This is a genomic window from Brevibacillus schisleri (genome assembly GCF_055685845.1).
Map to the genome: position 1 here is coordinate 6,709,605 of NZ_JBVNDM010000001.1, position 23,931 is coordinate 6,733,535.

Below are 23,931 nucleotides of genomic sequence, written 5' to 3' on the forward strand. Positions count from 1 at the left end.
TGGATTAGAATTCAATGGCCATCTGATTTTTTGATGGCTTGTTTTTTCGTGCTGGCGTGTCTCTTACGATCAGACCGCCAACAATCGGCTCTATTTCGATACGCGGGTTAGCCCGATCAATTTGAAAGTCCTGATATTGAATCAATGCCTGACTGTCGTTTCTGTAGAGGATTCCTTCAAAAGCATCTGCCCAAGCTTTATCAGTGTTATGGCAATCTTTCTCTCTTGCGTCATTCCAGAAAATCCATGTTCGAAGAATTACCTTCCTGGTCTCAATCATCACCCAATCGTTTTCCATGGCCCATTCAAGAGCAGCCTCTGCTACACGCTGTTTATAACGCTCTCCCCACTTACCTAGAGTTGGAGCATTTCTGACGATGGTGTACAAATGATTCCATGATGGAACGACCCAAATGTTCTCCATCTTCTTTGTTGTTGGGTTCCGCCGTCTCTTCTCCATCAGCAAGGGGATAATCAGCCGTTGCACCGGTTATGCCCCTTTCTTGATCGTCTTTGTATTACCGGAGAAACGATGGATCAAAACCAACTCTGTCGTGCTATCGCGCTCAACCAGCCAATTTGCTGGGTTTAAATTACGTGCTTCCAAGTCTCTTTTTTGCCGCCTGTTTGGGCGTTTGCCTTGCTTCATGTCTGCTCTCCTCCCGGTTTAGGAACCCGTTTTCAACGATTCTTGTACCTGTCGCCCTGGAGCCATATCCCAGTCGATAAATTCCTGAAAGACACGCCTAAAGGCAAGGTTCACTGTGCCAACCGATCCGTCTCGATTCTTAGCAATGATGAGCTCAACCTTGCTGATTGGTTCTCCTGTTGCAAAATTCACGTACTCTTCGCTGTCATCCCTATGTAGAAAAGCAACCACATCAGCATCTTGCTCGATATTTCCACTTTCGCGAAGGCTTGAGAGGTTCGGCCGTTTTACAATCCCTTTATCAATATCCCGGTTTAACTGTGCAAGAAGTACAACGGGGCAATCCAATTCCTTTGCTAATTCTTTCAGAGCTCCTGTATACTCCCCGATCTCTTGATCACGGTTAAGGTGGCGGTTACGACGACCTCGCCCTTTATTCCCAATAAGCCCAAGGTAGTCGATCAGAATCATCCCCACTTTGCCATGCTTCCGTTTTAATGCACGAGATTCTGCGACGATTTCGTTTAAAGCTTGCCTACCCTTATCCTCCATGTAGATGTTAGAGCGATAAAACTTGTCACTTGCCTGCGTGAATACTTGCCATTCGCCCTCGCTCATCTTGTTGTGACGGATTTTCAAAAGAGGTATCTTTGCCTCTGCTGCGAGCATTCGGTTTAACAAATCTCCCTTTCTCATCTCTAGCGAGAAAATCGCTACAGGATCGCTATCAGGCTGAATGCCAGTTGTCCGTGCCAACTTCAACGCGAACGCCGTTTTCCCAACAGATGGCCTAGCACCTAGGATGATCAATTGACCGCCGCACGCTCCGCTGGTAAGCATATCTGCCTTCGGTATGCCCCACGACTTTCCGAGAAGGGAACCACTATCTGTTCGAGTGTTTTCGATCACGGAAATGTGATCGAGGATAAAATCCTTTACCGCTTGCAATCCCCCACGTTTACTTGGTCGAATTTCAGCGACCCTCTCTTCTGCCAAGTTCAGCAGCTCTTCGGCAGATTCATAATCCCCGTTCAATACTCTGGAGCGAAGTGACTCCGCATATCGGAATACTTTCCTTGACGTTGCTGCTTCCTTGACTAATTCAGCGTGGTGGTCTACCGCTGCAGCTGAGGCAACAACACTACCGAGACTCGTCAAGTACGGTACGCCACCAATGGCATCTAGTTGTTTTTTATTACTCAATTCGGTGGTTAGTGCTACGAGGTCTATCTTTTCACCTCTGTCTCGAAGGCTGAGCAAAGATTTGTATATATCTTGGTGTCCTGAGTGTGAAAAATCTTCTGGAGACAAGAGCAATTCAATTTCGTCGAGCATCATTGGCTCCATGATTATGCTGCCTAACGTTGCCTTTTCTGCTGGCAGGTTCTGTAGACGATCAATCATGTACTTTCTCCTTTCCCAAAAAGCATTTCTTGGAAGGCCAAGTCATTTGCTGCACGCTTTTCAAATCCAGCATGTGTTTGGTCTGAGCTATGGCCCATTGGAGTATTCGTTGATGGCTGATCCACACGTGCCTGGGGCATGGGAACCACTTTCCTGCGCATATTTCCATCCAGTTTGTCGTATTGTTTTCGCAATGTACCTGCTGACAGGATATTTACTTGCCAAAAGGAATCATCTGTTGCCCACTGGATGACTAGCTGTATGTCATATTTGCTACGCTTGTCCAACTCGATCATCTTCTGCATATCTTCTGCCCATGAAGCGAGTGCAACTGGTGTGGCTTCTGGAACCTTAGCGTCAGGTTTCCAGCGAAGGATTCGATCCCGCAGGTACTTAGCCAAAATATAGGCATCAGTCGATTCGTCATAAACGCGCTTGCTGCGTTTGGGACGAGAATCTTTTTTAGGTTTGTTTTGATGTTCTAACTGCTGTTCTTGTTGTTTAAATAATAAAGATTGTCCCTCCTTTGTCCCTTCATGAGCATTTGATTGCCCCTTGTTTGTCCCTTCGGCTATTTGCGAACCCCCTTCGTCCTTAGAGCCACAAGGGTTTCCGCTTTCGCTTGATTGTCCCTTGATTGCCCCCTTGTTGTCAGTTGATTGTCCCTCCTCTGTCCCTTTTTCGGAGGAATTTTGCACTTTGTAAGAGCTCAAATCTTGCATCTGGTTGTAATGCAAAATCGTGATGAAAACCCCATCGCATCTGCGTTTTGCAGGCGAAATTTTGATCAGCCCGTCCTTTACCAAATGGCTTAACGAAGTGGTGATTGCTTTGCGTGTCCAGCCCACTTCCCTTTCAAACTCTGCTGTATTGAACAGCAATTCGCCTCGCTTCTGCCCAGCACCGTCCTTGTAGCTGGCCCGTTCCATCAAATCGGCGAATAACAGCTTGTCCCTTCTATTCCGGAAAGACAACCGGGGAAGGACAAAAAACCCCGCTGTCCCGTATTCTGTTATGTCCATCCCCTGATCTCCCCTATTTACGAAACTCTACGCCCTGCCCCCATCTCAAGAAACGCAATTGGAATGATCCACGGCCATTTCCTCTTATCCAAGCACCGTAACTTTGCATAATCCTGTCCGTCATTTTGAAGCACGCCGGCCACTTCCCAGCGCATCCCTCAGAGCCTGTGGACTTGTCCTATCAAGCCACGTCCAACTCCTTTACCAGCACTTTGAGATGGACTTTCAGCGCATTAATGATCTCCTGTGTTGCCTCAAAACTGTTCTTCCAGCGATGCACATCAGACTCGGCCTGTGCCTCGTGGATTCTTATCTCTTGTGTCATTTGATCAGCAGTTGCTTCCTTCACAACACCGCTACCCTCTGTTGTCGCGGCAATCTGCCCCCATTTCCCCTTACGTTCGGCGTAAAGGCGTCCGTATTCGCTTACCGCCTCGGCATGGAACCGACCAATCTCCAAAAGAGCTAAGCTGTATAGGTAGATTTTGCGCGTTACCTGAGCAGGTATTTCATCGTCAAGCGTGTTGATCTCGGCATAGTACCGTTTCAATCGATCTAAGCTTCTAACTTCGCTCATCATTCATCGCTCCTTATCAGAAGGGCAGATCGTCGTCGCTGATATTTACAGGTGGCCGTGTAGAGAATGGCTCATCTGGGGAATTGCCCTGGTTCCTTGGAGACAGAAACTCTACGTACATACCGACCACCTCAGTTATGTACCGTTTCTTCCCCTCCTGATCATCGTAAGAACGCGTTTGAATCCGCCCCTCTACCAGCACTTTACTGCCCTTTCGTAAATAGTTGGCGCAGTTCTCGGCCGTTTTCTGCCATACCACACAATTGATCCAATCGGGTTGCTGTTCCGCCCCTTCTTTTGTTTTTGGGCGGTTGACACCCAATGTAAAAGTTGTAACGGCGGTGCCGTTTGGCGTGTACCTCATTTCTGGCTCGCGGGCAAGGTGCCCGATTAAAACGACACGGTTCAATCTAGGCAACACCTTTCTCTTTCATTTTTTTAGTGAGGGCTTCATCCATTTGCTGGTTGGTAACTCCTTTTTCCGCTTGCCCTTTGTACCACGCATCATATCCTGCTAAGGAGCCAGCTAGTTTCTGCCATTTGGCTTTGAGAACTGCTTCTGTAGGTTCTTTGCTCTCAGAATTCGAATTAGAATTTCCGTTCTGTCCTTGTTTCTGCTGCTTCTTCAAATTCTCGTCCCATTCATCGCTGGAAATTTTGTCCGGGTCTTCCCCTGTTGGAATAGCAAATACACGTAAAAATAGATATTTGTAGGAGTAGGTCATTGCTTTCCCAACACCTTTGTCTTGGGTGTCCACCCCGGTTCCACTGGAGACAGCAACGATACTGTCTCCAGTGTCAACGTCTACAATCCGATACTTCACATTAACCGTTGTTAGATCGCCCTGCCGGAAGTGTTCTTGCTCTACAGGAATGATTACCAGACCATGTTCCCTCATTGCTGCCCCGACCGCTGATGTAACTTTTTCTTCCGAGATTGCCTTGTATTTTGTTGTCTTAAATTCAACTTTGTCGTCTTTCTGCAAATACTCGACGTCTTTCATGACTGCGAGAATCTTCTTAAATACGCTCATTCGTTAGCAACCTCAACTTTAAGCGCCTCGGCTTGTGATACAACCATCACACCTTCGATAACAGCTCCACTTTCAGGCTCAACCACACGTCCGTCATCTAGCACCGTTACATTAGCTTTCAGGTTTACCTTGTCCAGTTCTTTTTTTACACGGATGAACTGATCCAATCCAGCAGACTCCACCATTTCTAGCGCCTTTTTCTCGTCGTAATCCCATTTAGGTGGCTGTTTGCGGAAACTGACCTTACCGTATGGTGTGGATGCTTTCCACTTCGGATCATGGGCCCGCTGTTCCCGAGCGTATTCCTCGATTAACATATGGAAAAACTGACGACTCTCTTCGATAACCCGAGTTTCTTTGTCTAGCCATTCTTGGATACGAGCCTTCTCTTTATTTGCAAGCTCTCTTAAATCAAGATGCTGAGTATTTAGAGCAGCCAATTTTCTAAGTGCCCAGTTAAGAGAATCCAGACCGTCAATTTTGAATCGTTCCTTTACCTCAACCTCGGGTAGCTGAAATTTGATATCTTGGAGTTCTTCTAAATCAAGTGCCATTAAAGCGTTAATTGACATTTATATTCCTCCCACTTGTTTTTTGGGGGTCTATCCGCTAGGATTGAATTGATTCCCAATCGTGCTTTAAGACCGAAGACTCAGCGTTCCAGCGCTGGGTCTTTTACTTTTCTTCTTGGCAATCTTCGCAAGTTCTTGGATAGCCAGGCTCCTCAAAATCATCCATAGATTCACCGCATACTTGGCATACCAAGCCTGATATGATCATTTCAGCTACTTCACCCACTTTTGCACCCCCTCTCACTTTGATCGCGAGGCGCCGCCGTCCCAACCTCTACGGCAGCCGTTGTAGTTCCCTGCCTACGCCACGTCTTGACCTCGCTATGTATTACTTGGAGGTTCGAACCTCCGTGGAAGACTCCCTCACGTGCGATCTCAAATCTTCCACGCAGGGCCGAAGCCCGCGTCATGCTATGTTCCCACTGCCCATTTGGTCAGCCGTCGTTTTTGCTCCTGTAGAGCCTCAAGGTTGTCTCTGTTTGGGTGATCTCGTCTAAACTCCCAAATGCCTCGGACTTCCTCTTGAATGTCTTCAAGCTCCTGCATCAAATCACGAACTTGTTTATCCAACGTTTCTGAATCCTGATCAAACGCCAATTGCTCCGACTGTTTCTGCCGTATTGCTTCTGTTTGCTCCACATACTCCGCGATATCAGGCACTTGCTGCATGCACCAACACCTCCTGCTCCTCCAATTCGGTGATTTCTGCAAGGCGTGCGTCAATTTCTTCCTGACGAGCATACATACGAGCTTCTGCTTCCGACGCTTTTTTTCGGTAGTGCAATGCTTCGTCCATATTGCTATCCCATTCTGATTTGGCTTCGTCACGCAGCTCAGCCAAATTCGCTACTTCTTTTTGCAATTCCTGAATACGGATGTGTGCTGGCTTCATAGGGCTTGTCCTCCTCTATGTGGTTGTGGTATTCTTCCAATACATTGCTTTTCTAAGCCGTCCGTTCGCCGCGGGCGGTTTTTTCTATTCTCAGATAAGCAGCAACTTCGCTTGCTTTCAGGAGAACGGCCATTCGCTTGCCTTTCACCATTACATAAGGCGCTTTGTAAAATCGACTCTCCCGCTTTGCCTTTATCTCTCGCAATCGAGAAGCTATCCATAAAGCTTGTGACGCATTTCTGTCTGACATTCCCCTGCGACCTTGAACTGCTCTTTCCAACGCTCCCGCAACTTGCTCAAGCTGTTCCTCATCCAAATAGCCAGGCTTCCCGCAGCACATATCGATGAGAGTATTTGCCGTAATGATTGCCCGTTTTACTTGCCAATCTTGACCCGCGTTTTGACTCCTGACCTTTTCTTCGATAAGCGCTCCGATCACAATGATTAGCTGATCTTTATCGAACACCATGAATTGATCACTCATTACGTCCAGCTCCCTTCATCACTTTTAAAAAGCCTTTGGTCATAAGCTTTGTCTTGTGCTTTGTCCACTGAGATATCCAACCAAGCTTTGACTCCTTCGTTATCACAGCAGCCATATGTGTTGTGGATGTAACTACGTCCAATGTCTCTTGGATCAAGTGTTCAATCTGATGCTTTTCTGATGTACTCCATGTGGACGGCGGTTTTAGAAGGATGGGCTGGACCCGCCTTATGGCTAGTAGTAGCTCCTCGACTTCCTCAACCGTTTTAGCGACCACTGTATGCCTGTTCAGTTCCACATTGTCGCCGTCCAAAATGACCGGGCTTGTACCTGCTGATGACTCATAAGCTGCTGCAATTGAAAGAAATGGATTGTTTGTCACTTGTACAGCTTTCGATTTAACATCCGGCGGCGTCATAATTCTCCCCGTGGTGTATGAAGAAACTGCCTCCCGGCTTACATTAGCTTCTAAGCCGAAAGCTAACTGTGTCATGCCAGCCTCTTGAAGTGACTGACCTAACTGTTTACCAAAATCGCTCAAGTGTTCGCACCATCCTTACCTTCGTTATTCGATTTTCGATGTACAATGAATCCAAGCTCACTTTCCAGACTCTCCCTCGGCAGCCATATGAGCCGAGGGCTTTCTTTTTCTGATTAGCTCATGCAGTCTTTCTTTGTAAGCCAGAAGTCTTGGGAGCCGACGCTCTCTTTTCTCACGTGGCCATTTTGCTGATTGATTCACTTTCTTGGTGTACCAGCCCAATGTGTTTGACCAGATTATCGAGTTTGTCCAGGTTGAACACCTCCAGTAATTGGTAGGAATTTCCACCCATCCTGTCGAATTTCTCTGTCGGAAGAACGTGTACTTTGACGAGTGGCGATCTTCTAAAGTTTATTTTGGATGGGGGTGGAACAATGAAAGAAAATGATTTTCGAGAAATTGAAGAACTAATTATTCAAAAACACTTATCGAATTTGAAAAATCCCGAAAATGGTGTTGCAAAAACAATGACCGAAACCGCAGCCAAACTGGCTGTTCTTGCGATCAGAGAGTACCATCAGAAGATTCAAGGGAATCCAAAAGGTGACGAGTAATCTGTTCACGTAATACCTCTTGTGTTTCTGGTGTATTAAAAAATTGAATTATATTGCTGATGTTAGCCGTCTGCTGGGCGGCTAACTCCTCCCGCACAATCTCACGAATACGTTGTTCAGTCAGTTGCATCTTTTTCACCTCACTTTCATCACACAACTGCATGCAGCGTCGAATCATGGCAGTGACCTCCACCTGACCTTGTTTCACCCTTACCCGGCGAAATGGTGGAATGTATTATGGCGCGGCTCATATCGTCGCTCGCTCCCGCTCTTCGGCGCTCTATGCAGTTGTGTTGTGGAGATTTGATTCAGGCTATTGATTAGCTGCCTTCTTGACTACATAGACATCATCAGTGGTCATCGTCGCAATCGCAGCCCTACAAGCAGCAACTAGATACGGAAAATCTTCTGGCCTATTTCCAAGCACTTTCGTGGGGTCTTTACGACTTACGACCTTGTGACCGACGACTCGGATTGGCGGTCGAGGCTTTTTCATGCAATTACTCCTTTCAAGCTGGTTTTTGTTTTACGCCATCAGATATTGACGTTTCTTCAACTTTAGAATCAGAAAAATACTCCTTAGCTAGTGTTGCAGGCTTAACTCCAAAGATTTCTGCCATATGCTCGATATGGTAACTTGGCAATGTAAAGTGCCCATTCTTAATTTTCGAGTACCACCCCGGGGTTTTCTTCATTAGTTTTGTCAACTCTTTAACAGAAAGGTTTCGCTTTTTTCGATACTTTTCAATAGCCATTGGATTAGGCATTGTAGTTCACCACCTTTTATTGAAGTTTCTTCAACTTGTTGATGTAATAATAATTGAAGTTACTTCAACCTGTCAACTGATTATTTGAAGTTTTTTCAACTACCTTTTGAACATTATTCAACTATCCTATAATTGACTATAGGAAATGAGGGTGATCTTGTGTCCTTTGGTCAACGACTAAAACAAGCGAGAAAAAATGCAAAGAAAACACAAAAACAAGTGGCTAACAGACTCGGTGTCGATATCTCAACGATTTCCAAGTATGAAAACAATCACTCAGAACCTGACAATGACACTCTCTTGCAACTAGCAGAGGAATATAGTGTTTCTCTAAACTGGCTTATCACAGGCAAAGAAGCCGAAGATACATCTTTATACGCCAGTACAAATGTGGATATCCGCGCTGACGTTGATCAAATCGTAGAGATATTGCAATCAGTACCTGAAGAAGAACGGAAATCATTCCTGGATCAAATCGATACTTTAGCTGAAATAGTAAAACGCAAATACGAAAAAAGCCGTTCACAATGAAGCTGAACGGCTTTTGATCATTTCAATGAGTTTTTTTACATTCTCTTCCTTGTCCAGATGCAAACACAACAAGGTGATTTTATCGACATACTCCTTTGAAATCCAACCGTTTGCAACTGTGATCTCCTCTCTCTTATTCATGAAGAACTCCCCTCACAGTAACTTTCTTTATTTTTCCCAAGTTGTTCCTTAAATGGAATGAAATCTGTTACTATTTTACAATTCATCATTTATAAAGAATATATAGGAATAATAAAAAATGTTGGGTTTTTCAATCATTCGCACAAACCGACACCGTTCCCTATACAATTCGACAAAAAAATCTATTGACATAACCAGCAATAAAAAAATCCACCAGCATTGGTGGATTTCACATTTTTAAGGATGGATTGGGGGACCGTATTGTTTTATTGGATCTGATTCGAACTGAGTAATCGGATGAATTGGCGGACCACCGGCTTCCACTTTCACTGGAGTGACTGTTGCAATCCCAAAGATAAGAACAGAAAAAATAGCTATTGCAATTTTCTTCACAGATTACACCTCTTTTCTCATGATTACACTCATTGTACTAACTGTTTCTATATATTGGTATAACTTTTAACAATAGGAACCCCATTTGTATATGCAGCTATCAAGTTGATTAAATCTTCTAGTGGTACGGTCTCTTCCTCCAGATAACTCTGTAAAAATTCTCGTTTTACCTCTATTAATATTTCCAGTGCGTCAACATATCTTTTTTCTAGCATCAGTTTAACGGCACTATTTCTTTTGTAAAACAATAATGTTGTAGGATCTTCCAATGGGGTTTCACGCATAAGTCTAAAAACCTCTGAATGTAAAAACTCTCCTTTTTCAACATTGCCGTGGAGCATCTCAACAAACGCCCAATCAGGAAAAACATGCAACTCATATCCATTAGTGCTTTGAAGGAAATTTTGCCATGATTGTATAGCCTCGTTCACAAGTCCTAATCGAATAAATGCTTTTCCGATGTTTCCTTTACATGCTAAATTGTTATATGCAGCACCACGCTGATACGCTTTGATGGCCTGCTCGTACTGTCTACATTGTACTGCTACGTTTCCAAGCCTACCATATGCCTTACCAATACTCTCACAATCAGCGTGTTTTTCATATTCAAAAGCCTTAATAAGCATTCTTAGGGCTTGAAAGTATTGTTTCTTAAAATAATAGATATATCCCAGGTGGTTGTAGAGTAAGAAAAGTTGCTGACCCGAAAGATTCTCTTTGGAAATCCTCTTCGCAATATCGATATACAAATCAAATGCCTCTTGGTGCCGTAAAGTTAATTGATAAAGACTTTCTAACACATCGTTCATCTGATCGCTAGAAAGGGTAGCAAAGTTACTGAGTGCGAAATTTATTGTTCGCTCATTTAACTTCGGTTTCTTCCCGGTGAACAAATCTCGAAGTAATATCAACTTTATAACTCCGAACAATTGCAGCCCTCTATCGCCCGTTTTTTTGGCTATTTCCATTACCCTTTGAAGGGCACGTAAAGCAAAAGCTACATTGTTCTTAGTAATTTCGTCCTCAACGAGTTCTAGTAGGCTATAAGGATTGTCAAAGCAATGCAGGTAGGACCTATATAGAGCATCGTAACGTATTCCGAGTCCATCAGTGATTCGATCTATTACTTCTAATTCAGGAATAACCCGGCCTTTTTCCACTCCAATCAATAAGTCTCTTCGCACTCCTGTTCTCATTGAAAGCGACTTTTGCGTAAGGCGGTTACCTTTCCGGTACGATCTAATCTGCATACCTAACGCATCTGATCCAGTCATACAAACCCCCACCAAAAACTTTTTTATACATCTTAACAAAATTTTATGATAAATTACATTTTATTGCCATTACCAAATTCGTCATTTATTACTCGTTGAATCTGAGTAAAAAAAGGTAGTCATCCCTAATCGTTAACATATCTCTTTGTAAGATATTTTTTGATATAATGTTCCTATTGAAAAAATTGGGGGGATTTGCATTGGCTGACAAATTAACACCTGATCACATTTCTCCGTTTGAACAAGCAAGACGATTTGACGAGGAGTTTGAATACGAGTATTGGTCATCTCGGGATTTCGCAAAGATTCTTGATTACGCGGATTATCGAAATTTTGAAAAGGTTATCGATAAAGCCAAAAAAGCTTGTGAAAACAGTGGTAATGACGTTGAAGACCATTTCGTTGATCTCACCGAAATGGTTACTATAGGATCGGGTGCCCAAAGAGAACTGGAAGTGGTCAGATTAACGCGGTATGCATGCTATCTGATCATCCAAAACGCAGACCCTTCCAAAGAAATGGTTGCGCTTGGTCAGTCGTATTTTGCAATTCAAACCCGTAAACAAGAACTTTTTGAGCAAGCGAGTGAAGATGAAAAGCGCGTAATGTTGCGTGAGGAAATGAAAAAACACAATGTTGCTCTTGTGGCTGCGGCACAGGATGCTGGTGTCGAGACACAGATTGATTTTGCCATATTTCAAAATCACGGTTATAAAGGGCTCTATGGAGGGCTGGACAAGAACGGAATTCATGCCAGAAAAGGTTTGAAGAAGTCGCAGCAAATCCTTGACCACATGGGCAGCACAGAGTTGGCCGCTAACCTCTTCCGTGCCACACAAACTGAGGAGAAACTGAGACGTGATAAAATTCAGGGGAAAAATGCTGCAAATAAAACGCACTTTCAAGTAGGTCAGAAAGTACGTCAAACAATAAAAGACCTTGGTGGAACAATGCCAGAAGACCTTCCCACCGAGGAGAGCATAAAAAAAGTCGAGAAACGCCTTCAAAAACAGGCAGACCAAAAGAAATTACACTAAAGTACAAATAACCGTCCATATTAATTGTGGGCGGTTATTTATATAGGAGGTGGATTTGCCTTGAAAATTGCTGGTTACATTCGCGTATCAACAGAAGAACAGGCTGAAAAAGGTTTTTCCCTAGAAGAACAACGCGATCGTCTGATTGCTTATTGCAAAGCAATGGGATGGCCCGCTCCTACGATCTATGAAGATGATGGATACTCTGCCAAGGATTTGCGTCGTCCTGAGCTTACGCGCCTGCTCAGTGATGTGAAAACAGAAAAGTATACGTTGATCATTACGACGAAATTAGACAGGCTCTCTCGTCGCCTGTTCGATATACTTTCCGTGATCGATTATCTTGAAAAGCACAATTGTAGTTATGTTTCTGCGTCTGAAGCATTTGATACGACAACCCCAGCCGGTCGAATGACACTTCAAATGCTTGGTATGGTGGCAGAATTTGAGCGTGAGCGAATATCTGAACGTGTCCGGGATAATATGCGATCGATAGCTAGAAAGGGCGAGAAGATCATTTCTAGGCCCTGCTTTGGCTACGATGTGAAGAATGGTTCATTGGAAATAAATCTGGAAGAATCACTCGCTGTTCACCAAATGGCAAAATGGGCTTTGGAAGGCCATGGGGCATGGGAAATTGCAAAGCGTCTAAACGATAGAGGCATAACCACAAAGGACGGGAACCAATGGCATGATCGGGTTGTTCGCGAGCTGCTAAAGAGAGAAACTCTCACTGGTGATTTTGTTTACAACCGCACATACCGAAAAGGCACGCGGGTCCTTACCCGTCCCGAGGAAGAGTGGATCCGGATAGAAAACCACCACGAGCCGATCTTGGATCATGAAACCTTTAATGCTATCCAAAAGATTTTTCAATCCCGTAAACAGTCTGCAAGCAGATATGTCGATGAAACAAACTACCTCTTAACAGGGTTGCTGGTTTGCACGCATTGTGGCGGAAAGATGGTTGGGCGCAAAGACTCGAAGCGCGGGAAAAATATCTACTTCCGATATGTATGCAATACCTATATGAAAAAAGGCGGCTGCTACTTCCACCATCTTCTTCGTGATGATTTGGAGTCTTCTATTATCAATGAAATCAAAAGGATAACAATTGCGGATACAAACAATCTGGAGGTTTCCGTAGTTAAAACAAATTCGGAGAAGAAAACGGACAAGGCTGCCATAAACGAGCGCCTTCGCAAATTAGACTTAAAAGCCCAAAGACAGATTGAAGCGTATGAGGATGATTTGATTACGGCTCATGACCTGAAGAAGGCCAAGGAAAGAATTGAAAAGGATAGATTGAACTTGCTGGAGCAGTTGAAGGAAATGGAAAAGGCAGAACAGGAAAATGGCGGAGTTGTGGTTCAGCAAAAAGCGAAACGATTAATTGATGACGTATTATCTCTCGACCGGATGAAATCAAAAAGTGCGATTCGTCAGCTCATTCATCATGTAGAGATTTCCGATGCATCTGACGTGGTAATTACCTGGCATGCGGATTAACTACTCGGATTGTAGGGAGACCTACAATCCCGCATGATGCACCCATCTATATACACTCCCTTATCATCATCCTGATATCCTTTTAAGTATATAGATTTGGTTTTCAGATTACAATTGTCTCCTTGTGGAAGCTTTTTTTTACTTGTCTCCCCCTGTCTCTTAATCATAGCTCCATGTGGTGGGACAAAAAAAGAAATGCTAGACTAGACAAACAGAATCTGTTTGCTACGGTAAAAGGAAAGGTAACGAGGTGACTAAAAAATGAAGCTTTTACTCCTTGGTGCCACTGGTCGCGTAGGAAGCCATATCCTCGACTATGCATTAAAAGATGGACATGAAATAACCGTTCTCGTTCGCTCGGCAGACAAGCTTCTTCATCTGGCTGCTGAAAATCTTCGTGTTCTGACCGGAAACGTCCTCGATCAAAAGGATGTTGCATCTGCCATGCGTGGAGTCGACGCGGTCATTAGCGCGCTCGGGACAGACAAGGCAACGACGTTATCCGAGGGAACCCCTTATATAATTGAAGCAATGAAGCGAGAAGGTGTTTCCCGCATTATTACGGTGGGCACCGCTGGCATCTTGCAAAGCAGAGTTTCTCCTGACCTGCTCCGCTATCAATCCAGTGAGTCCAGACAAAAATTGACGCGTGCTGCCGAGGAACATCACCAGGCATACTCGCTCTTGGAACAGTCCGAGCTCGATTGGACCATTGTATGTCCGACGTATTTGCCTGATGGCGAGTATACAGGTACTTACCGGGTCGAGGCTCACCAGCTGCCTGTAGATGGGATGCAAATCTCCGTGCCGGATACGGCGGAGTTCACGTATCAGCAGCTTTCTACTTCCGAATACATACAAGCGCGAGTTGGCATTGCCTATTGATACATACAATCGAGTAGGAGGGAGTGACTAACTCCCGTCCTCTCACACCACCGTACGTACCGTCCGGTATACGGCGGTTCATCAAGCTTGACGAAGAACAGAATATCGTTGTACTAAACTTTTCAGCCCTTGTTGTTGCCAGTATGCAACTCCGAGGGCTTTGTGTATTTGAGGAGTCTTTGTGGAACGCCACGCACCCTTTCGGGTGTTTGCAATTTCTATTGCTTGGACGTGTGATAAACCCAGAGAACGAAGTTCTCGATATCGGGTTTTTATTCGCTTCCACTGAGACCACAAGCAAAGTCGGAGTCTACGCCGTATCCATTCTTCGATGGATTGTAGAATTTTCTTTGCATCTGCAAGGGCGAAATATCCAACCCATCCCATGAGATACTGGTTTAGCTTCCGAATCCTTTCATCCATAGAGATGCTCCATACCGGATTTGTGATGAAGCGGATTTTCTCTTTCAACTTCAGAAGTGATTTTGGATGAAGCCGAATCCTTGCTTGCTTTGCGTTAGTGAAACTGAAACCGAGGAACTTACGTTTCCAAGGTCGATCCACTGCACTTTTCTGCTCATTTACTTTTAGCTTAAGTACCTTCTCCAAGTAGTTTTGGATACTCTCTTTTACCCGTTCTCCCGCCCGCTTTGTTTTCACGTAGATGTTGCTATCGTCTGCGTATCTACAAAAGCGATGTCCTCTCTTTTCCAGCTCTTTATCCAAGTCGTCAAGCAGGATGTTCGCCAATAACGGACTAAGCGGGCCACCTTGTGGTGTGCCTTCTACTGCCGAGAGGCAGACTCCATTGATCATGATGCCTGCTTGTAAGTATGCGCGAATAAGTTTCAACAAAGCTTTGTCTTTTACTTTTCGGGCAACCCGACTCATTAAAATATCGTGATTTACCCGGTCGAAGAATTTCTCTAAGTCCATATCTACGACAAAGCGATATCCTTCGGAAATATAAGATTGTGCTTGTCTCATAGCGTCATGCGCACTGCGATTCGGTCGGAATCCGAAACTGGATTCTGAAAAGTGGGGATCGAATATGGGAGTAAGAACTTGGAGAATGGCTTGTTGGATTAAGCGATCTATCACGGTAGGAATACCTAATAACCTTACCCCTCCGTCAGTTTTCGGGATTTCGACTCTGCGGACAGGGGAAGGTTTATAGGTTCCTTTCATAATCTGTTCTTTAATGGTTAACCAGTGTTCACGGATATAATCGCGCAGTTGTTCGGTTGAAACACTGTCGATTCCCGCCGATCCTTTGTTTCTTTCCACTCTTTCGAGCGCCACTAATAGATTTTCCCGTGATAGGACTTTCTCCAACAACTCCATGACGATACCCTTTCCTTCGCACGCATCCTTCTAGTCTTGTCGGTCAATACTCAGCCCTCTCTTGTACCCTCAGGGCTTCACCCTTATTCTCCAAGAGTAGTTCCTTACGGAATTCTGCTTCACAGTTTGATCACGAAAGTGATTAGCGGATGTGTTGACTTAATGTTCAGCCCTTCCCCGTTCAAGCGTCCTATACTTGGGTACTATGGCTTCTGCTGACTTCTGCATGTTCAGCGACTCCTTACGGAGACGGTTACCAACATTTGAAGGCACTTCATGCAGACCTCCCCAGGTAAGAACGATAACTTTCATCCCATGTACCTGCCCAAGTTTACTGCTGTATTCCTTGGCTGTATAGGGCTTCGTCTTGTTCAGCAGACTCGCCCGAATACAACAGCCTCAAATTGGATTCGTGTACCTCAGGTCGGGACTTTGCCGCCGGCTTCCTCCAGATTCCACCTCACGGTAGACACCCTTGCCTTGAGCTAACGGTTGGTACAGCCAACCCCCGTTCGGGACTTACACCCTAGAGTTATCGCCCATGCTGGGCGCACGGAAAAACAGGCCCCCTATCCGTAATGGAAGGGAGCCTGTTTTGCTTCTGTCTTTTTTTTACTTCTCGTTTACCAGCTTTTCCAGTTCATTCAATGTCTCTTCAAAGATTTCCATCGCTTGCTCGATTGGCTGGGACGTGGACATGTCCACACCTGCTGCTTTCAGGACCTCGATAGGCGGAGCAGAGTTACCCGCTTCGAGGAAGTTTTTACGAACTCGATCCACAGCTGGCTGACCTTCATCCATGATTTGCTTCGCTAATGCTTGTGCAGCGGCAAAGCTAGTCGAGTATTGATAGACGTAGTATTTATAGTTGTAGAAATGGCTCACACGTGCCCATTCCATACCGATTTCCTCATCGGAAACCATGTCTTTTCCGTAGTACTTCTTGTTGATGTCGAGGTAGATCTTCTTGATCGCTTCCGCATTCAGAGATTCTCCCGCTTGCTCCTTCTCGTGAATCGCTCTCTCAAACTCCGCGAACTGCGTCTGACGGAACAGTGTGGAACGGAAGTTTTCCAGATAGTGATTCAAGAGATACATCTTCTCTTCTTTCGTCTTCGCCTTCGCGTACATGCTCTTAAACAGCAGAGTTTCATTCATGGTAGAAGCCACTTCTGCCGTGAAGATTGGGTAGTTGGACGAAATATAAGGTTGATTTTTGTTCGTATAATACGACTGCATGGCGTGTCCCATCTCATGGGCGATGGTGTACACATCATCGAGCGTACCTTGGTGGTTCAACAGTACATATGGATGTGTATCATAAGCACCCCATTGGTAGGCACCCGTGCGCTTGTCATCGGTGGAATAGACATCTACCCATCCGCCATCCAGGCCGTCAGACATTGCCTTCACATAGTCATCACCCATTACTCCCAAACCATTAACGACGATTTTCTTTCCTTCGTCGAAGGAAATATATTTGTCATCAGATGGAACGATCGGCACGTAAATGTCGTACATGTGCAATTCCTTCACACCAAGCATTTTCTTTTTCAAAGAAATGTAGCGATGCAGCAATGGCAGATTATCATTCACCGTGTCAATCAGCTCATCATACACCTTCGTTGGTACGTTGTTCGGTGTTAGGCTTGCTTCCAGCGCAGAATCGTAATTTCGTACCGCTGCGTAGAAGTTATCGCCTTTTACTTTGGCAGCCAATGTTGATGCAAACGAGTCTTGGAAATCGATCAGAGCCCCATAATAGGCCTTGAACGCTTCTCTGCGCACATTTTGATCTTTGCTTTCCATATAGGATATGAAATTGGCACGAGTTAACTGAACTTCCTTGCCTGTCTCATCTTTGATTTTAGGGAACCTCACGTCTTTGGACAGCATGCTGTAAATGTTGGTCGGTGCACCTCCCAAAGGAGACGATTTCGCCAAGAGCTGCTCCATATCCGCAGAGAGTGAGTACGGCTTCGTTCTTAGCATGTCCTCGATAAACAGTTTGTAAGGCTCAAGCTCCTTTTTGGACAGCAAGCTCTTTATTTTGCCATCGGGAATCGCAACGATTTCAGGCTGTACCCATGAGGTTTTTTCTGTGACAAGCGTGTACATTTTCTCAGCGCGGTCTCCCAGCTTTTGCAGATCAGGATTCGCGGAGTTTACATCGAGAGACATGTTTGCATACACGTATGCTTTGTCATTTAAGCGCATCAACTCAACATAGTCATCGAATGCTGCCTGCATCGCACCAGACGATGTACCCAGCTTGCCTTTGTGTTTTGTGAAAGCGTTTGCCAAAGATTCAACCTTTACAACATCCTTTTCCCATTCCTTAACAGTCCGATAAATATCATCCAGCTTCCACTTGTACGCATCTGGAATCTCAGCGCGAGTTTGATAAGAAGGCTTTTCAGCAGCAAGAGCTACCGCCTGCGTGCTGTAAGGAATAAATGGTACAGATACTGTCGACAATGCAATGGCCAAAGCCGTAACTGATGCAAATACTTGCTTCTTCAAATCTCAATCGCCCCTTTTCTTCTATCTATTTTTGCCAAATTTATAAGTGTGTAATTATATTTTCACCTGCCAAATTCCTTCTTACTAATAAAAATTTTTAAAATATTCAATAATTACCGTCGATTTATCCAGAGAAAATCCCCTTTTGTGGATAAGTCTGTGGATAAGTATTTACTAACAACTTTTTGTCTCCCACATCGTTTGCAGACACTCCTTTTCTTCGTAAAAAGTTGTCCACATTTTCTGTGGATATGCTGTGCATAACTTATTTTCTTGGAACCGGGGCATCCGCCTATACTCCGTTGTGGGTTCCTACATAGCATGAGTATTGAAACTACGGTAGGAGGTGTTAGCAAGTGGGTATCTTTAACGGCTTCGACGATTTCGCGCTGATCTTGGTTCTGTTCATCCTTCTCGTTATCGTAGGTTGCGACTGCGACTAACCTACTCCGCTGCCATCCAGCCTATCTGAAGGTAAGCTTGCATCCTCAGCAGCCTTACCTTCTCTAATTCCACATAGATCATAGCCAAGGCAATGTGTCCTAGGGATAATGATCAGTCATAACCTAAGTACCATCACCGGGAGATACATTTGATCGTACAAAAGGGAAAAGGATGCGCCTCTATTGGCTGCATCCTTTTTTTTACCCACATGCTTGAATTACTTCGATCCGGTCTGAAAAGTTATCCACTGCGCCTGATTTAAATTACCTGCTGTGTCCTTAACCAAACCCGCAATGAGACTTACCTGATATCTCGTATGTGGCTGCCATTTTCCTTTTGGCTTCACAGACAACATCCGCTTGCTTTTGTTCCATGTAATTGTGTGCAGAACGACCGTCCCTTTTTCATCTGTTACACGAACTAATGGCCCAGCCGTTTTGCTGGATAGGGCTCCACCATCAACCAAAGTAATCTCTTCTGCAAACTGGAGTGTCACTTTATCCTGAAGCTTTACATTTTTAGCCCCGTGGCCGGGTAATATGACTGCTTGTGGAGCGATATTATCCACAGGTTTTTTCGTTTGAAACGTGCTAGCCAGCTCTGGATTCAAATTGCCTCGCTGATCCTTCACTTTTTTGGCCAGCAAGCTAACTCGATAGGACGCCCCTGCTTCCAGATTTCCTTCCGGATCAATGGTCATGCTTCGATCTGTTTTGTTCCATTTCGCCGTAAAACGAACCTTCTTTTTTTTCGCGTCCGTGAGCGAAATAATCGAGAGACCAGACTTGTCGGAGAGCTCTTGCCCATTTTTTAACGAAACCGGCCCCGAAAACGTCAGTGTAATGATTTGATTCGGGTCTATTTCCGCCGATTTGTCAGCCGGGGATATTCTCACTCCCCATTCGTTTGCCGACTTTGCCCACACTCCCTGTGATTGAAGTAGGAAAAGCGCAAGCACTACTACCCATTGCAACCACCGAACACTCATCTTTTTCATCGGACCCCTCCCGTCTAAAACGACAAAGCCGCTCCCTGAAGCATATAAGCGCGTCGCTTCATCGTTTACAGGCATTGTAGAAAAAGACAGAGGGGTTGATCAAAGAAATATGGTCTATGCTTGCGGTTCTTCCTCCGCGCGAATCAGTATCTTTTTCAGCTTGCGTTCAAATTCTAGTCGTCCAATCATCACACTATGATCACAACCCGTACATTTGATTCGCACATCCATTCCCATGCGTATGACTTTCCACGCATTCGTGCCACATGGATGCGGCTTTTTCATCTGTACGACATCCCCCAGTCCAAATTGCTTGCGTTCCATATCTCTTTCTCCTCTCTACACTGTTCCTTTTCCAGACACCGCGACGATTTTTGGATACGGAATTTGAATGCCTCGGTTGGTTAATTCCGTTCTGATCTTCGCACGCAAATTTCGATTGACTCCGTGATGTGTGTTCGGCTTACACTCAGCCGTAACCCGGATAATGACTTCAGAAGGCCCCAGTGCATGTACTCCCAAAATCTGTGGCTCAGCTACGATATCCGTCAATTCTGTCTGAGCCGATGCCAATACTTCTTTGAGCACAGACTCAACTTGATTCAGATCTTCTTCATATGCTACAGATACGTCGACAACGGCTAACGTATTTTGCAATGAAAAGTTGGTCACTTGATTAATCGTGCCGTTTGGAAAGATGTGTACTTCACCCGTCCAGCTTCGCACCTTTGTAATGCGCAGACCAATCTCCTGCACCGTGCCTGTCAAGTTGTTGATCGTTACAACGTCTCCAACAGCAAATTGATCCTCAAAAATAATGAAAAATCCCGTAATAATATCACGCACGAGACTTTGCGCCCCGAAACCAACTGCCAGCCCCAGTACCCCTGCGCTTACCAAAACCGGGCGCAGATCAATACCCAACAGCTGCAAGATCATGAGAATCGCCAAAAAGTAAATGCCGTACTGAACGATATGGTTGACGAGCACCCGCATTGTGTCCACTCGGCGTTGATCCATTTGAATCTTGCTTCCGTGGCGGTGCTGGAACACTTTATTTACGCCTGATTGCACAACAGAAACGACGATTCGCGATAACAGGATGATCGCGACTATTTTCAGTACAGACATCCCTATATTTACCCACATATCTGCATCTGTCATATACGCATGTACCTGGGTATAAATTCTTTCAAAGAAACCAGCTTGCTTCATTCCTCCCGCTCCTTCTGCTCCCCGCTTTCGTCCACCTCGCTATACTGGCCGAAAAACTGACGGAAGTATCCTCGTATTACCACTTGCTGTTCCATCATGATCGCTTTCGCTCGTAAGTAATCTGACAGTGGAAACTCAATGGAAAGGGCACAGCCTGCCGTTATTTCTTTTGGCGTTGGTCTTGTATCGATCTCAATATCTTCGTACTCCAGCAGCATTTCTGCCCGCAAGGCTTGCTGCGTGGAATCAAACGCGATCAGCACTGTCTCTCCTCCCATTTCACTCCCCCTCATCTCTTTCACACAAAACTGATATAGGCTCCTCTTATTTTACCTGTTCGTTTTCATGCATGCCAGCCTGCTGAGTTTTCAAAACCTACGTAACTTTCCCATTAGCAGGTATAAAAATGTCATATCGGTACGATACTGTGAATACTTTTATATAACCTTTTACAGGTTGGTTTAAGCCAAGTCGGCAAGAGTGGGGGTTTCCATGAGTACATCCGATAATCGCAAGGATTATTCTTTGCCACCTTTTAAAGTGGAATACCGCAGTGAAAACGCAGACGAGCATCTCGCCGGTCACCTTGCCCAGCGCTTTCGCTTAAATCGGTTCGATGACGACCTTGTCATTGTATGTATTGGGACAGACCGTTCTACTGGTGATGCTCTAGGCCCATTAGTAGGAACCAAGCTCATCGCGCAGTCACCTCGTTTTTTGCAAGTGTACGGAACGCTTGAGGATCCTGTACACGCCATGAATCTTAAGGATAAGTTAGAGCTCATTCAGGCGAATCATCCGACAGCTACACTTATTGCGGTCGATGCCTGTTTAGGTCAATTTAGCCACGTCGGAAACATCAATGTGATGAATGGTCCACTAAAACCAGGGGCTGGTGTAAAAAAAGAGCTGCCTCCTGTTGGTTCCTTCCACATTACCGGGATTGTCAACGTAGGAGGATTTATGGAGTATTTTGTCCTTCAAAATACCCGCCTCTCCATCGTCATGAACATGGCAGATATCATAGCTTCCGGACTGGCAAAAGCCGTAACACTGGCTTCTACGCCTAGTCGATTCGATAGTGTCTTATATGATTGACCGTTTCTTTCTGCAAAAGGTTCCATCCCTCTTTAGAAAACTTGCTTTTTGATCTGTTCTCTCCCTCAACGGATGACAGGTCTATTTTTTTTAACGTGTAGGAAAATTTAAGTACTTCACCTTGTAAAGGCGACCATGAATTTTCTGGAACGCATAACAAGGTGCCTCAGCGTCAGCATCCGGCATTCCCGTCGGTATAACCTTCTACTAAAACGCGGTCGCTCCTCAATGAGTGACCCCGATACAGGTTATTTTACACATAAATCGTCAGGCACTTTTCGATCACTTGGGCACTGATCGGTGTTGGCGCTACGCTTTCCCCATCTGCATGGACAGGTAGCTGTCCCGCTGCATGTATCGTTACATGCTTTCCCCTATAAAAGCGAACACCCGGATGATGACGGTGAGCTCCTGTGAATATTTTCGGAAAAGCGGCTAACAATCCGAGCCGACTCACACCACTAACTACGCAAATATCCGCAATGCCATCGTCCGGTATAGCATCGGGACAAATTAGCATTCCGCCTCCGTAATTCGGAATATTGGCTGCGACGACTAGCCAGACAGCCTCTAAACGAGCCTCAAGACCATCAACGTTCAATACGATGTCACGTGGCTGATACGTACATACGACGCGAATCACCGATATACTGTAGGCAAGTGCTCCTAACTTGTACCGATTCAGCCAAGCCTTGTACACAGCTTGATCCGTTACCTTTGCTACCTGTGCATCGAATCCGGCCCCGATTGAATTCGCAGCTACTTCCCCATTCAATAAAATCAGATCGATTCGCTTTTCCCCTTTTTCCGACAGAATTCGCTCTAATGCTTGTAACGGTTTCATCGGAATTCCATGTCCGCGAGCGAAATCATTCCCGGAACCAGCCGGCACCAATCCAAATCGACAATCTTGTTTCGAATCGTATATCCCATTTATCACGCCTCGGACAGTTCCATCCCCTCCGACAGCAATGATTGTTTTTACTCCCTCTTTTCGTATCAGCTCTTTTGATAATTTTTTGTCGTCCCCCTCTCCTGATGTCAACCTGACATGAAAAGGCGCTCCCAGACGTCGTAGCGTCGGCTCAATTTGCCTCCATACTTTCAACCCTGTGCCATTACCCGATACAGGATTGACGATAACACCCAACATAATCATTCTCTCCCCAACATGCTGTCGTACTCTACTGTCACGTCCCAATTATCCATCCTTGCTCGCAAATCAAGTTTTTGTATCATATTATCGCATGCTATTTTTATCGATGATAGTTGATTTTTCATAAAAAAAGACTCCTCCCGAAGGAAGAGCCTCTGTGCCAACTATGAAAACAGCTTTGAAACCCAATCGATAAAGGGAACTCCGACTGCTGCGATCACTAATGCTGGCATCATGTTGGCTACCCTGATCTGTTTGATCTCCAAAACATTTAACCCAATGGCAATAATCATTAAGCCACCTACCGCCGTTACTTCTACCAGGATCGCATTCAGCATCGTTTCGCTCACCACACTGTAAATGCTTGTAGATAATAACGCAATCATGCCTTGATATAAAAACACGGGTACTGCCGAAAAGATGACACCGATTCCTAACGTTGATGCGAAAATGATCGCAGAGAATCCGTCTAGCATTGCTTTCATAAACAGTACTTCGTGGTTGTTGCGCAAACCACTGTCCAATGAACCGAGTACAGCCATGGCTCCAATACAGTACACCAGCGTCCCCGTGATAAAACCAGTGGCGATACTGCCTTGGCTCCCCCCAACTTTTCTCTCCAGCCAGTGCCCCAGATTGTTCAAGCCTTTTTCAATCCCAATCCATTCACCTATTACTGTTCCTAGCACAATACTGATAATCACGAGTAAAAAGTTATCCGATCCCAGGCACATTTTAATACCCAATATGAATACGGCCAGAGCAATTCCTTGCATGACGGTTTGTCGCATCGACTCCGGAATTCGCTTCAACATTCTGCCTAACAATGCTCCTAAGATGATTGCTCCGGCGTTGACCAATGTTCCCAGCAAGATCACTTGCGCTGTC

General features: G+C 45.0%; 33 protein-coding genes. 7 read left to right on the forward strand and 26 right to left on the reverse strand.

Features of this window, described 5'->3' with window-relative positions; all coding sequences use genetic code 11:
- Positions 1–4: 4 nt before the first annotated feature.
- From ACUUHJ_RS31740 to ACUUHJ_RS31800, 13 genes are all read right to left on the reverse strand, one after another.
- Positions 5–487, reverse strand: coding sequence for a RusA family crossover junction endodeoxyribonuclease (locus ACUUHJ_RS31740; protein ID WP_472301084.1), 483 nt, complete (start codon positions 485–487; stop codon positions 5–7).
- 3 nt (positions 488–490) lie between these two features.
- The gene (locus tag ACUUHJ_RS31745; protein WP_472301086.1) at positions 491–649 is read right to left on the reverse strand and encodes a DUF6906 family protein; all 159 of its coding nucleotides are present in this window, start codon (positions 647–649) and stop codon (positions 491–493) included.
- An 18-nt stretch (positions 650–667) separates the two neighbouring features.
- A complete protein-coding gene (locus ACUUHJ_RS31750; protein WP_472301087.1) occupies positions 668–2,053 on the reverse strand; it encodes a replicative DNA helicase in 1,386 nt (461 codons plus the stop codon).
- Positions 2,050–3,075: a hypothetical protein gene (locus ACUUHJ_RS31755; protein WP_472301089.1), complete on the reverse strand. Its 1,026-nt coding sequence runs from the start codon at positions 3,073–3,075 to the stop codon at positions 2,050–2,052. The genes ACUUHJ_RS31750 and ACUUHJ_RS31755 overlap by 4 nt, the downstream gene beginning before the upstream one ends.
- 181 nt (positions 3,076–3,256) lie before the next feature.
- Positions 3,257–3,655 (reverse strand): hypothetical protein, encoded by a 399-nt coding sequence (locus ACUUHJ_RS31760; RefSeq protein WP_472301090.1) that lies wholly within the window; start codon positions 3,653–3,655, stop codon positions 3,257–3,259.
- Positions 3,656–3,668: 13 nt separating this feature from the next.
- A complete protein-coding gene (locus tag ACUUHJ_RS31765) occupies positions 3,669–4,061 on the reverse strand; it encodes a single-stranded DNA-binding protein (RefSeq protein ID WP_472301091.1) in 393 nt (130 codons plus the stop codon).
- A gap of 1 nt (position 4,062) precedes the next feature.
- Entirely contained in the window at positions 4,063–4,656 is a 594-nt protein-coding gene (locus ACUUHJ_RS31770; protein WP_472301092.1) for an ERF family protein, read from the reverse strand.
- Between the two features lie 26 nt (positions 4,657–4,682).
- Positions 4,683–5,258, reverse strand: coding sequence for a host-nuclease inhibitor Gam family protein (locus tag ACUUHJ_RS31775; protein WP_472301094.1), 576 nt, complete (start codon positions 5,256–5,258; stop codon positions 4,683–4,685).
- A 103-nt stretch (positions 5,259–5,361) separates the two neighbouring features.
- Positions 5,362–5,484 carry a hypothetical protein gene (locus tag ACUUHJ_RS31780; RefSeq protein WP_258022808.1) on the reverse strand — a complete coding sequence of 41 codons (123 nt, stop codon included), beginning with the start codon at positions 5,482–5,484 and terminating at the stop codon, positions 5,362–5,364.
- A 185-nt stretch (positions 5,485–5,669) separates the two neighbouring features.
- Complete coding sequence (locus tag ACUUHJ_RS31785) at positions 5,670–5,927, reverse strand: hypothetical protein (RefSeq protein ID WP_472301096.1); 258 nt, start codon at positions 5,925–5,927, stop codon at positions 5,670–5,672.
- Positions 5,911–6,150 (reverse strand): hypothetical protein, encoded by a 240-nt coding sequence (locus tag ACUUHJ_RS31790; RefSeq protein ID WP_472301097.1) that lies wholly within the window; start codon positions 6,148–6,150, stop codon positions 5,911–5,913. The genes ACUUHJ_RS31785 and ACUUHJ_RS31790 overlap by 17 nt, the downstream gene beginning before the upstream one ends.
- A gap of 52 nt (positions 6,151–6,202) precedes the next feature.
- Positions 6,203–6,634 carry a hypothetical protein gene (locus ACUUHJ_RS31795; protein WP_396474841.1) on the reverse strand — a complete coding sequence of 144 codons (432 nt, stop codon included), beginning with the start codon at positions 6,632–6,634 and terminating at the stop codon, positions 6,203–6,205.
- Positions 6,627–7,127: an XRE family transcriptional regulator gene (locus ACUUHJ_RS31800; protein WP_472301098.1), complete on the reverse strand. Its 501-nt coding sequence runs from the start codon at positions 7,125–7,127 to the stop codon at positions 6,627–6,629. The genes ACUUHJ_RS31795 and ACUUHJ_RS31800 overlap by 8 nt, the downstream gene beginning before the upstream one ends.
- A gap of 422 nt (positions 7,128–7,549) precedes the next feature.
- Here ACUUHJ_RS31800 and ACUUHJ_RS31805 point away from each other — a divergent pair, with 422 nt between their 5' ends.
- Positions 7,550–7,729: a hypothetical protein gene (locus ACUUHJ_RS31805; protein WP_472301099.1), complete on the forward strand. Its 180-nt coding sequence runs from the start codon at positions 7,550–7,552 to the stop codon at positions 7,727–7,729.
- 313 nt (positions 7,730–8,042) lie between these two features.
- Here ACUUHJ_RS31805 and ACUUHJ_RS31810 read toward each other — a convergent pair whose 3' ends face one another.
- Together ACUUHJ_RS31810 and ACUUHJ_RS31815 are read right to left on the reverse strand one after the other, a co-directional pair.
- The gene (locus ACUUHJ_RS31810) at positions 8,043–8,225 is read right to left on the reverse strand and encodes a hypothetical protein (protein ID WP_472301101.1); all 183 of its coding nucleotides are present in this window, start codon (positions 8,223–8,225) and stop codon (positions 8,043–8,045) included.
- Between the two features lie 13 nt (positions 8,226–8,238).
- Positions 8,239–8,496, reverse strand: coding sequence for a helix-turn-helix domain-containing protein (locus tag ACUUHJ_RS31815; protein WP_472301103.1), 258 nt, complete (start codon positions 8,494–8,496; stop codon positions 8,239–8,241).
- Between the two features lie 159 nt (positions 8,497–8,655).
- Between ACUUHJ_RS31815 and ACUUHJ_RS31820 the strand changes: the two genes are divergently transcribed.
- Positions 8,656–9,027 carry a helix-turn-helix domain-containing protein gene (locus tag ACUUHJ_RS31820; RefSeq protein WP_472301105.1) on the forward strand — a complete coding sequence of 124 codons (372 nt, stop codon included), beginning with the start codon at positions 8,656–8,658 and terminating at the stop codon, positions 9,025–9,027.
- Here the strand turns inward: ACUUHJ_RS31820 and ACUUHJ_RS31825 are convergent.
- The 3 genes from ACUUHJ_RS31825 to ACUUHJ_RS31835 form a co-directional block, all read right to left on the reverse strand.
- Positions 9,019–9,168 (reverse strand): hypothetical protein, encoded by a 150-nt coding sequence (locus ACUUHJ_RS31825; RefSeq protein ID WP_472301106.1) that lies wholly within the window; start codon positions 9,166–9,168, stop codon positions 9,019–9,021. The two genes, ACUUHJ_RS31820 and ACUUHJ_RS31825, sit on opposite strands and share 9 nt — an antisense overlap.
- Before the next feature lie 237 nt (positions 9,169–9,405).
- Positions 9,406–9,561 carry a hypothetical protein gene (locus ACUUHJ_RS31830; RefSeq protein ID WP_472301107.1) on the reverse strand — a complete coding sequence of 52 codons (156 nt, stop codon included), beginning with the start codon at positions 9,559–9,561 and terminating at the stop codon, positions 9,406–9,408.
- A 47-nt stretch (positions 9,562–9,608) separates the two neighbouring features.
- Positions 9,609–10,835 carry a helix-turn-helix domain-containing protein gene (locus tag ACUUHJ_RS31835; protein ID WP_472301108.1) on the reverse strand — a complete coding sequence of 409 codons (1,227 nt, stop codon included), beginning with the start codon at positions 10,833–10,835 and terminating at the stop codon, positions 9,609–9,611.
- A 200-nt stretch (positions 10,836–11,035) separates the two neighbouring features.
- Here ACUUHJ_RS31835 and dinD point away from each other — a divergent pair, with 200 nt between their 5' ends.
- The 3 genes from dinD (at position 11,036) to ACUUHJ_RS31850 (ending at position 14,266) form a co-directional block, all read left to right on the forward strand.
- Positions 11,036–11,872, forward strand: coding sequence for a DNA damage-inducible protein D (dinD, locus tag ACUUHJ_RS31840; RefSeq protein ID WP_472301109.1), 837 nt, complete (start codon positions 11,036–11,038; stop codon positions 11,870–11,872).
- A gap of 60 nt (positions 11,873–11,932) precedes the next feature.
- Positions 11,933–13,381, forward strand: a complete 1,449-nt coding sequence (locus ACUUHJ_RS31845; RefSeq protein WP_472301110.1) for a recombinase family protein — start codon at positions 11,933–11,935, stop codon at positions 13,379–13,381.
- Positions 13,382–13,642: 261 nt separating this feature from the next.
- Entirely contained in the window at positions 13,643–14,266 is a 624-nt protein-coding gene (locus ACUUHJ_RS31850) for an NAD(P)-dependent oxidoreductase (RefSeq protein WP_472301111.1), read from the forward strand.
- An 81-nt stretch (positions 14,267–14,347) separates the two neighbouring features.
- Here the strand turns inward: ACUUHJ_RS31850 and ltrA are convergent, their stop codons facing one another.
- Entirely contained in the window at positions 14,348–15,610 is a 1,263-nt protein-coding gene (gene ltrA / locus ACUUHJ_RS31855) for a group II intron reverse transcriptase/maturase (protein WP_106834678.1), read from the reverse strand.
- A 612-nt stretch (positions 15,611–16,222) separates the two neighbouring features.
- Positions 16,223–18,133, reverse strand: a complete 1,911-nt coding sequence (gene pepF, locus ACUUHJ_RS31860) for an oligoendopeptidase F (RefSeq protein WP_472301112.1) — start codon at positions 18,131–18,133, stop codon at positions 16,223–16,225.
- A 356-nt stretch (positions 18,134–18,489) separates the two neighbouring features.
- Between pepF and ACUUHJ_RS31865 the strand changes: the two genes are divergently transcribed.
- Positions 18,490–18,576, forward strand: coding sequence for a YjcZ family sporulation protein (locus tag ACUUHJ_RS31865; RefSeq protein WP_017246824.1), 87 nt, complete (start codon positions 18,490–18,492; stop codon positions 18,574–18,576).
- Between the two features lie 218 nt (positions 18,577–18,794).
- Here the strand turns inward: ACUUHJ_RS31865 and ACUUHJ_RS31870 are convergent, their stop codons facing one another.
- From ACUUHJ_RS31870 to ACUUHJ_RS31885, 4 genes are all read right to left on the reverse strand, one after another.
- Entirely contained in the window at positions 18,795–19,574 is a 780-nt protein-coding gene (locus ACUUHJ_RS31870) for an Ig-like domain-containing domain (protein WP_472301113.1), read from the reverse strand.
- A gap of 114 nt (positions 19,575–19,688) precedes the next feature.
- A complete protein-coding gene (locus tag ACUUHJ_RS31875; RefSeq protein ID WP_007720174.1) occupies positions 19,689–19,898 on the reverse strand; it encodes a DUF951 domain-containing protein in 210 nt (69 codons plus the stop codon).
- Positions 19,899–19,913: 15 nt separating this feature from the next.
- On the reverse strand, positions 19,914–20,789 hold the full coding sequence (locus tag ACUUHJ_RS31880) for a mechanosensitive ion channel family protein (RefSeq protein WP_289675380.1): 876 nt from the start codon (positions 20,787–20,789) through the stop codon (positions 19,914–19,916).
- Positions 20,786–21,067 carry a putative Se/S carrier protein gene (locus ACUUHJ_RS31885; RefSeq protein WP_026133914.1) on the reverse strand — a complete coding sequence of 94 codons (282 nt, stop codon included), beginning with the start codon at positions 21,065–21,067 and terminating at the stop codon, positions 20,786–20,788. The genes ACUUHJ_RS31880 and ACUUHJ_RS31885 overlap by 4 nt, the downstream gene beginning before the upstream one ends.
- 214 nt (positions 21,068–21,281) lie before the next feature.
- On the opposite strand from ACUUHJ_RS31885, the gene yyaC reads away from it, so the two are divergent.
- A complete protein-coding gene (gene yyaC, locus ACUUHJ_RS31890; protein WP_289675382.1) occupies positions 21,282–21,887 on the forward strand; it encodes a spore protease YyaC in 606 nt (201 codons plus the stop codon).
- A gap of 253 nt (positions 21,888–22,140) precedes the next feature.
- Here the strand turns inward: yyaC and ACUUHJ_RS31895 are convergent, their stop codons facing one another.
- Positions 22,141–23,040: a diacylglycerol/lipid kinase family protein gene (locus tag ACUUHJ_RS31895; protein WP_289675384.1), complete on the reverse strand. Its 900-nt coding sequence runs from the start codon at positions 23,038–23,040 to the stop codon at positions 22,141–22,143.
- 167 nt (positions 23,041–23,207) lie between these two features.
- Complete coding sequence (locus ACUUHJ_RS31900; RefSeq protein ID WP_015894091.1) at positions 23,208–23,921, reverse strand: DUF554 domain-containing protein; 714 nt, start codon at positions 23,919–23,921, stop codon at positions 23,208–23,210.
- Positions 23,922–23,931 lie beyond the last annotated feature (10 nt).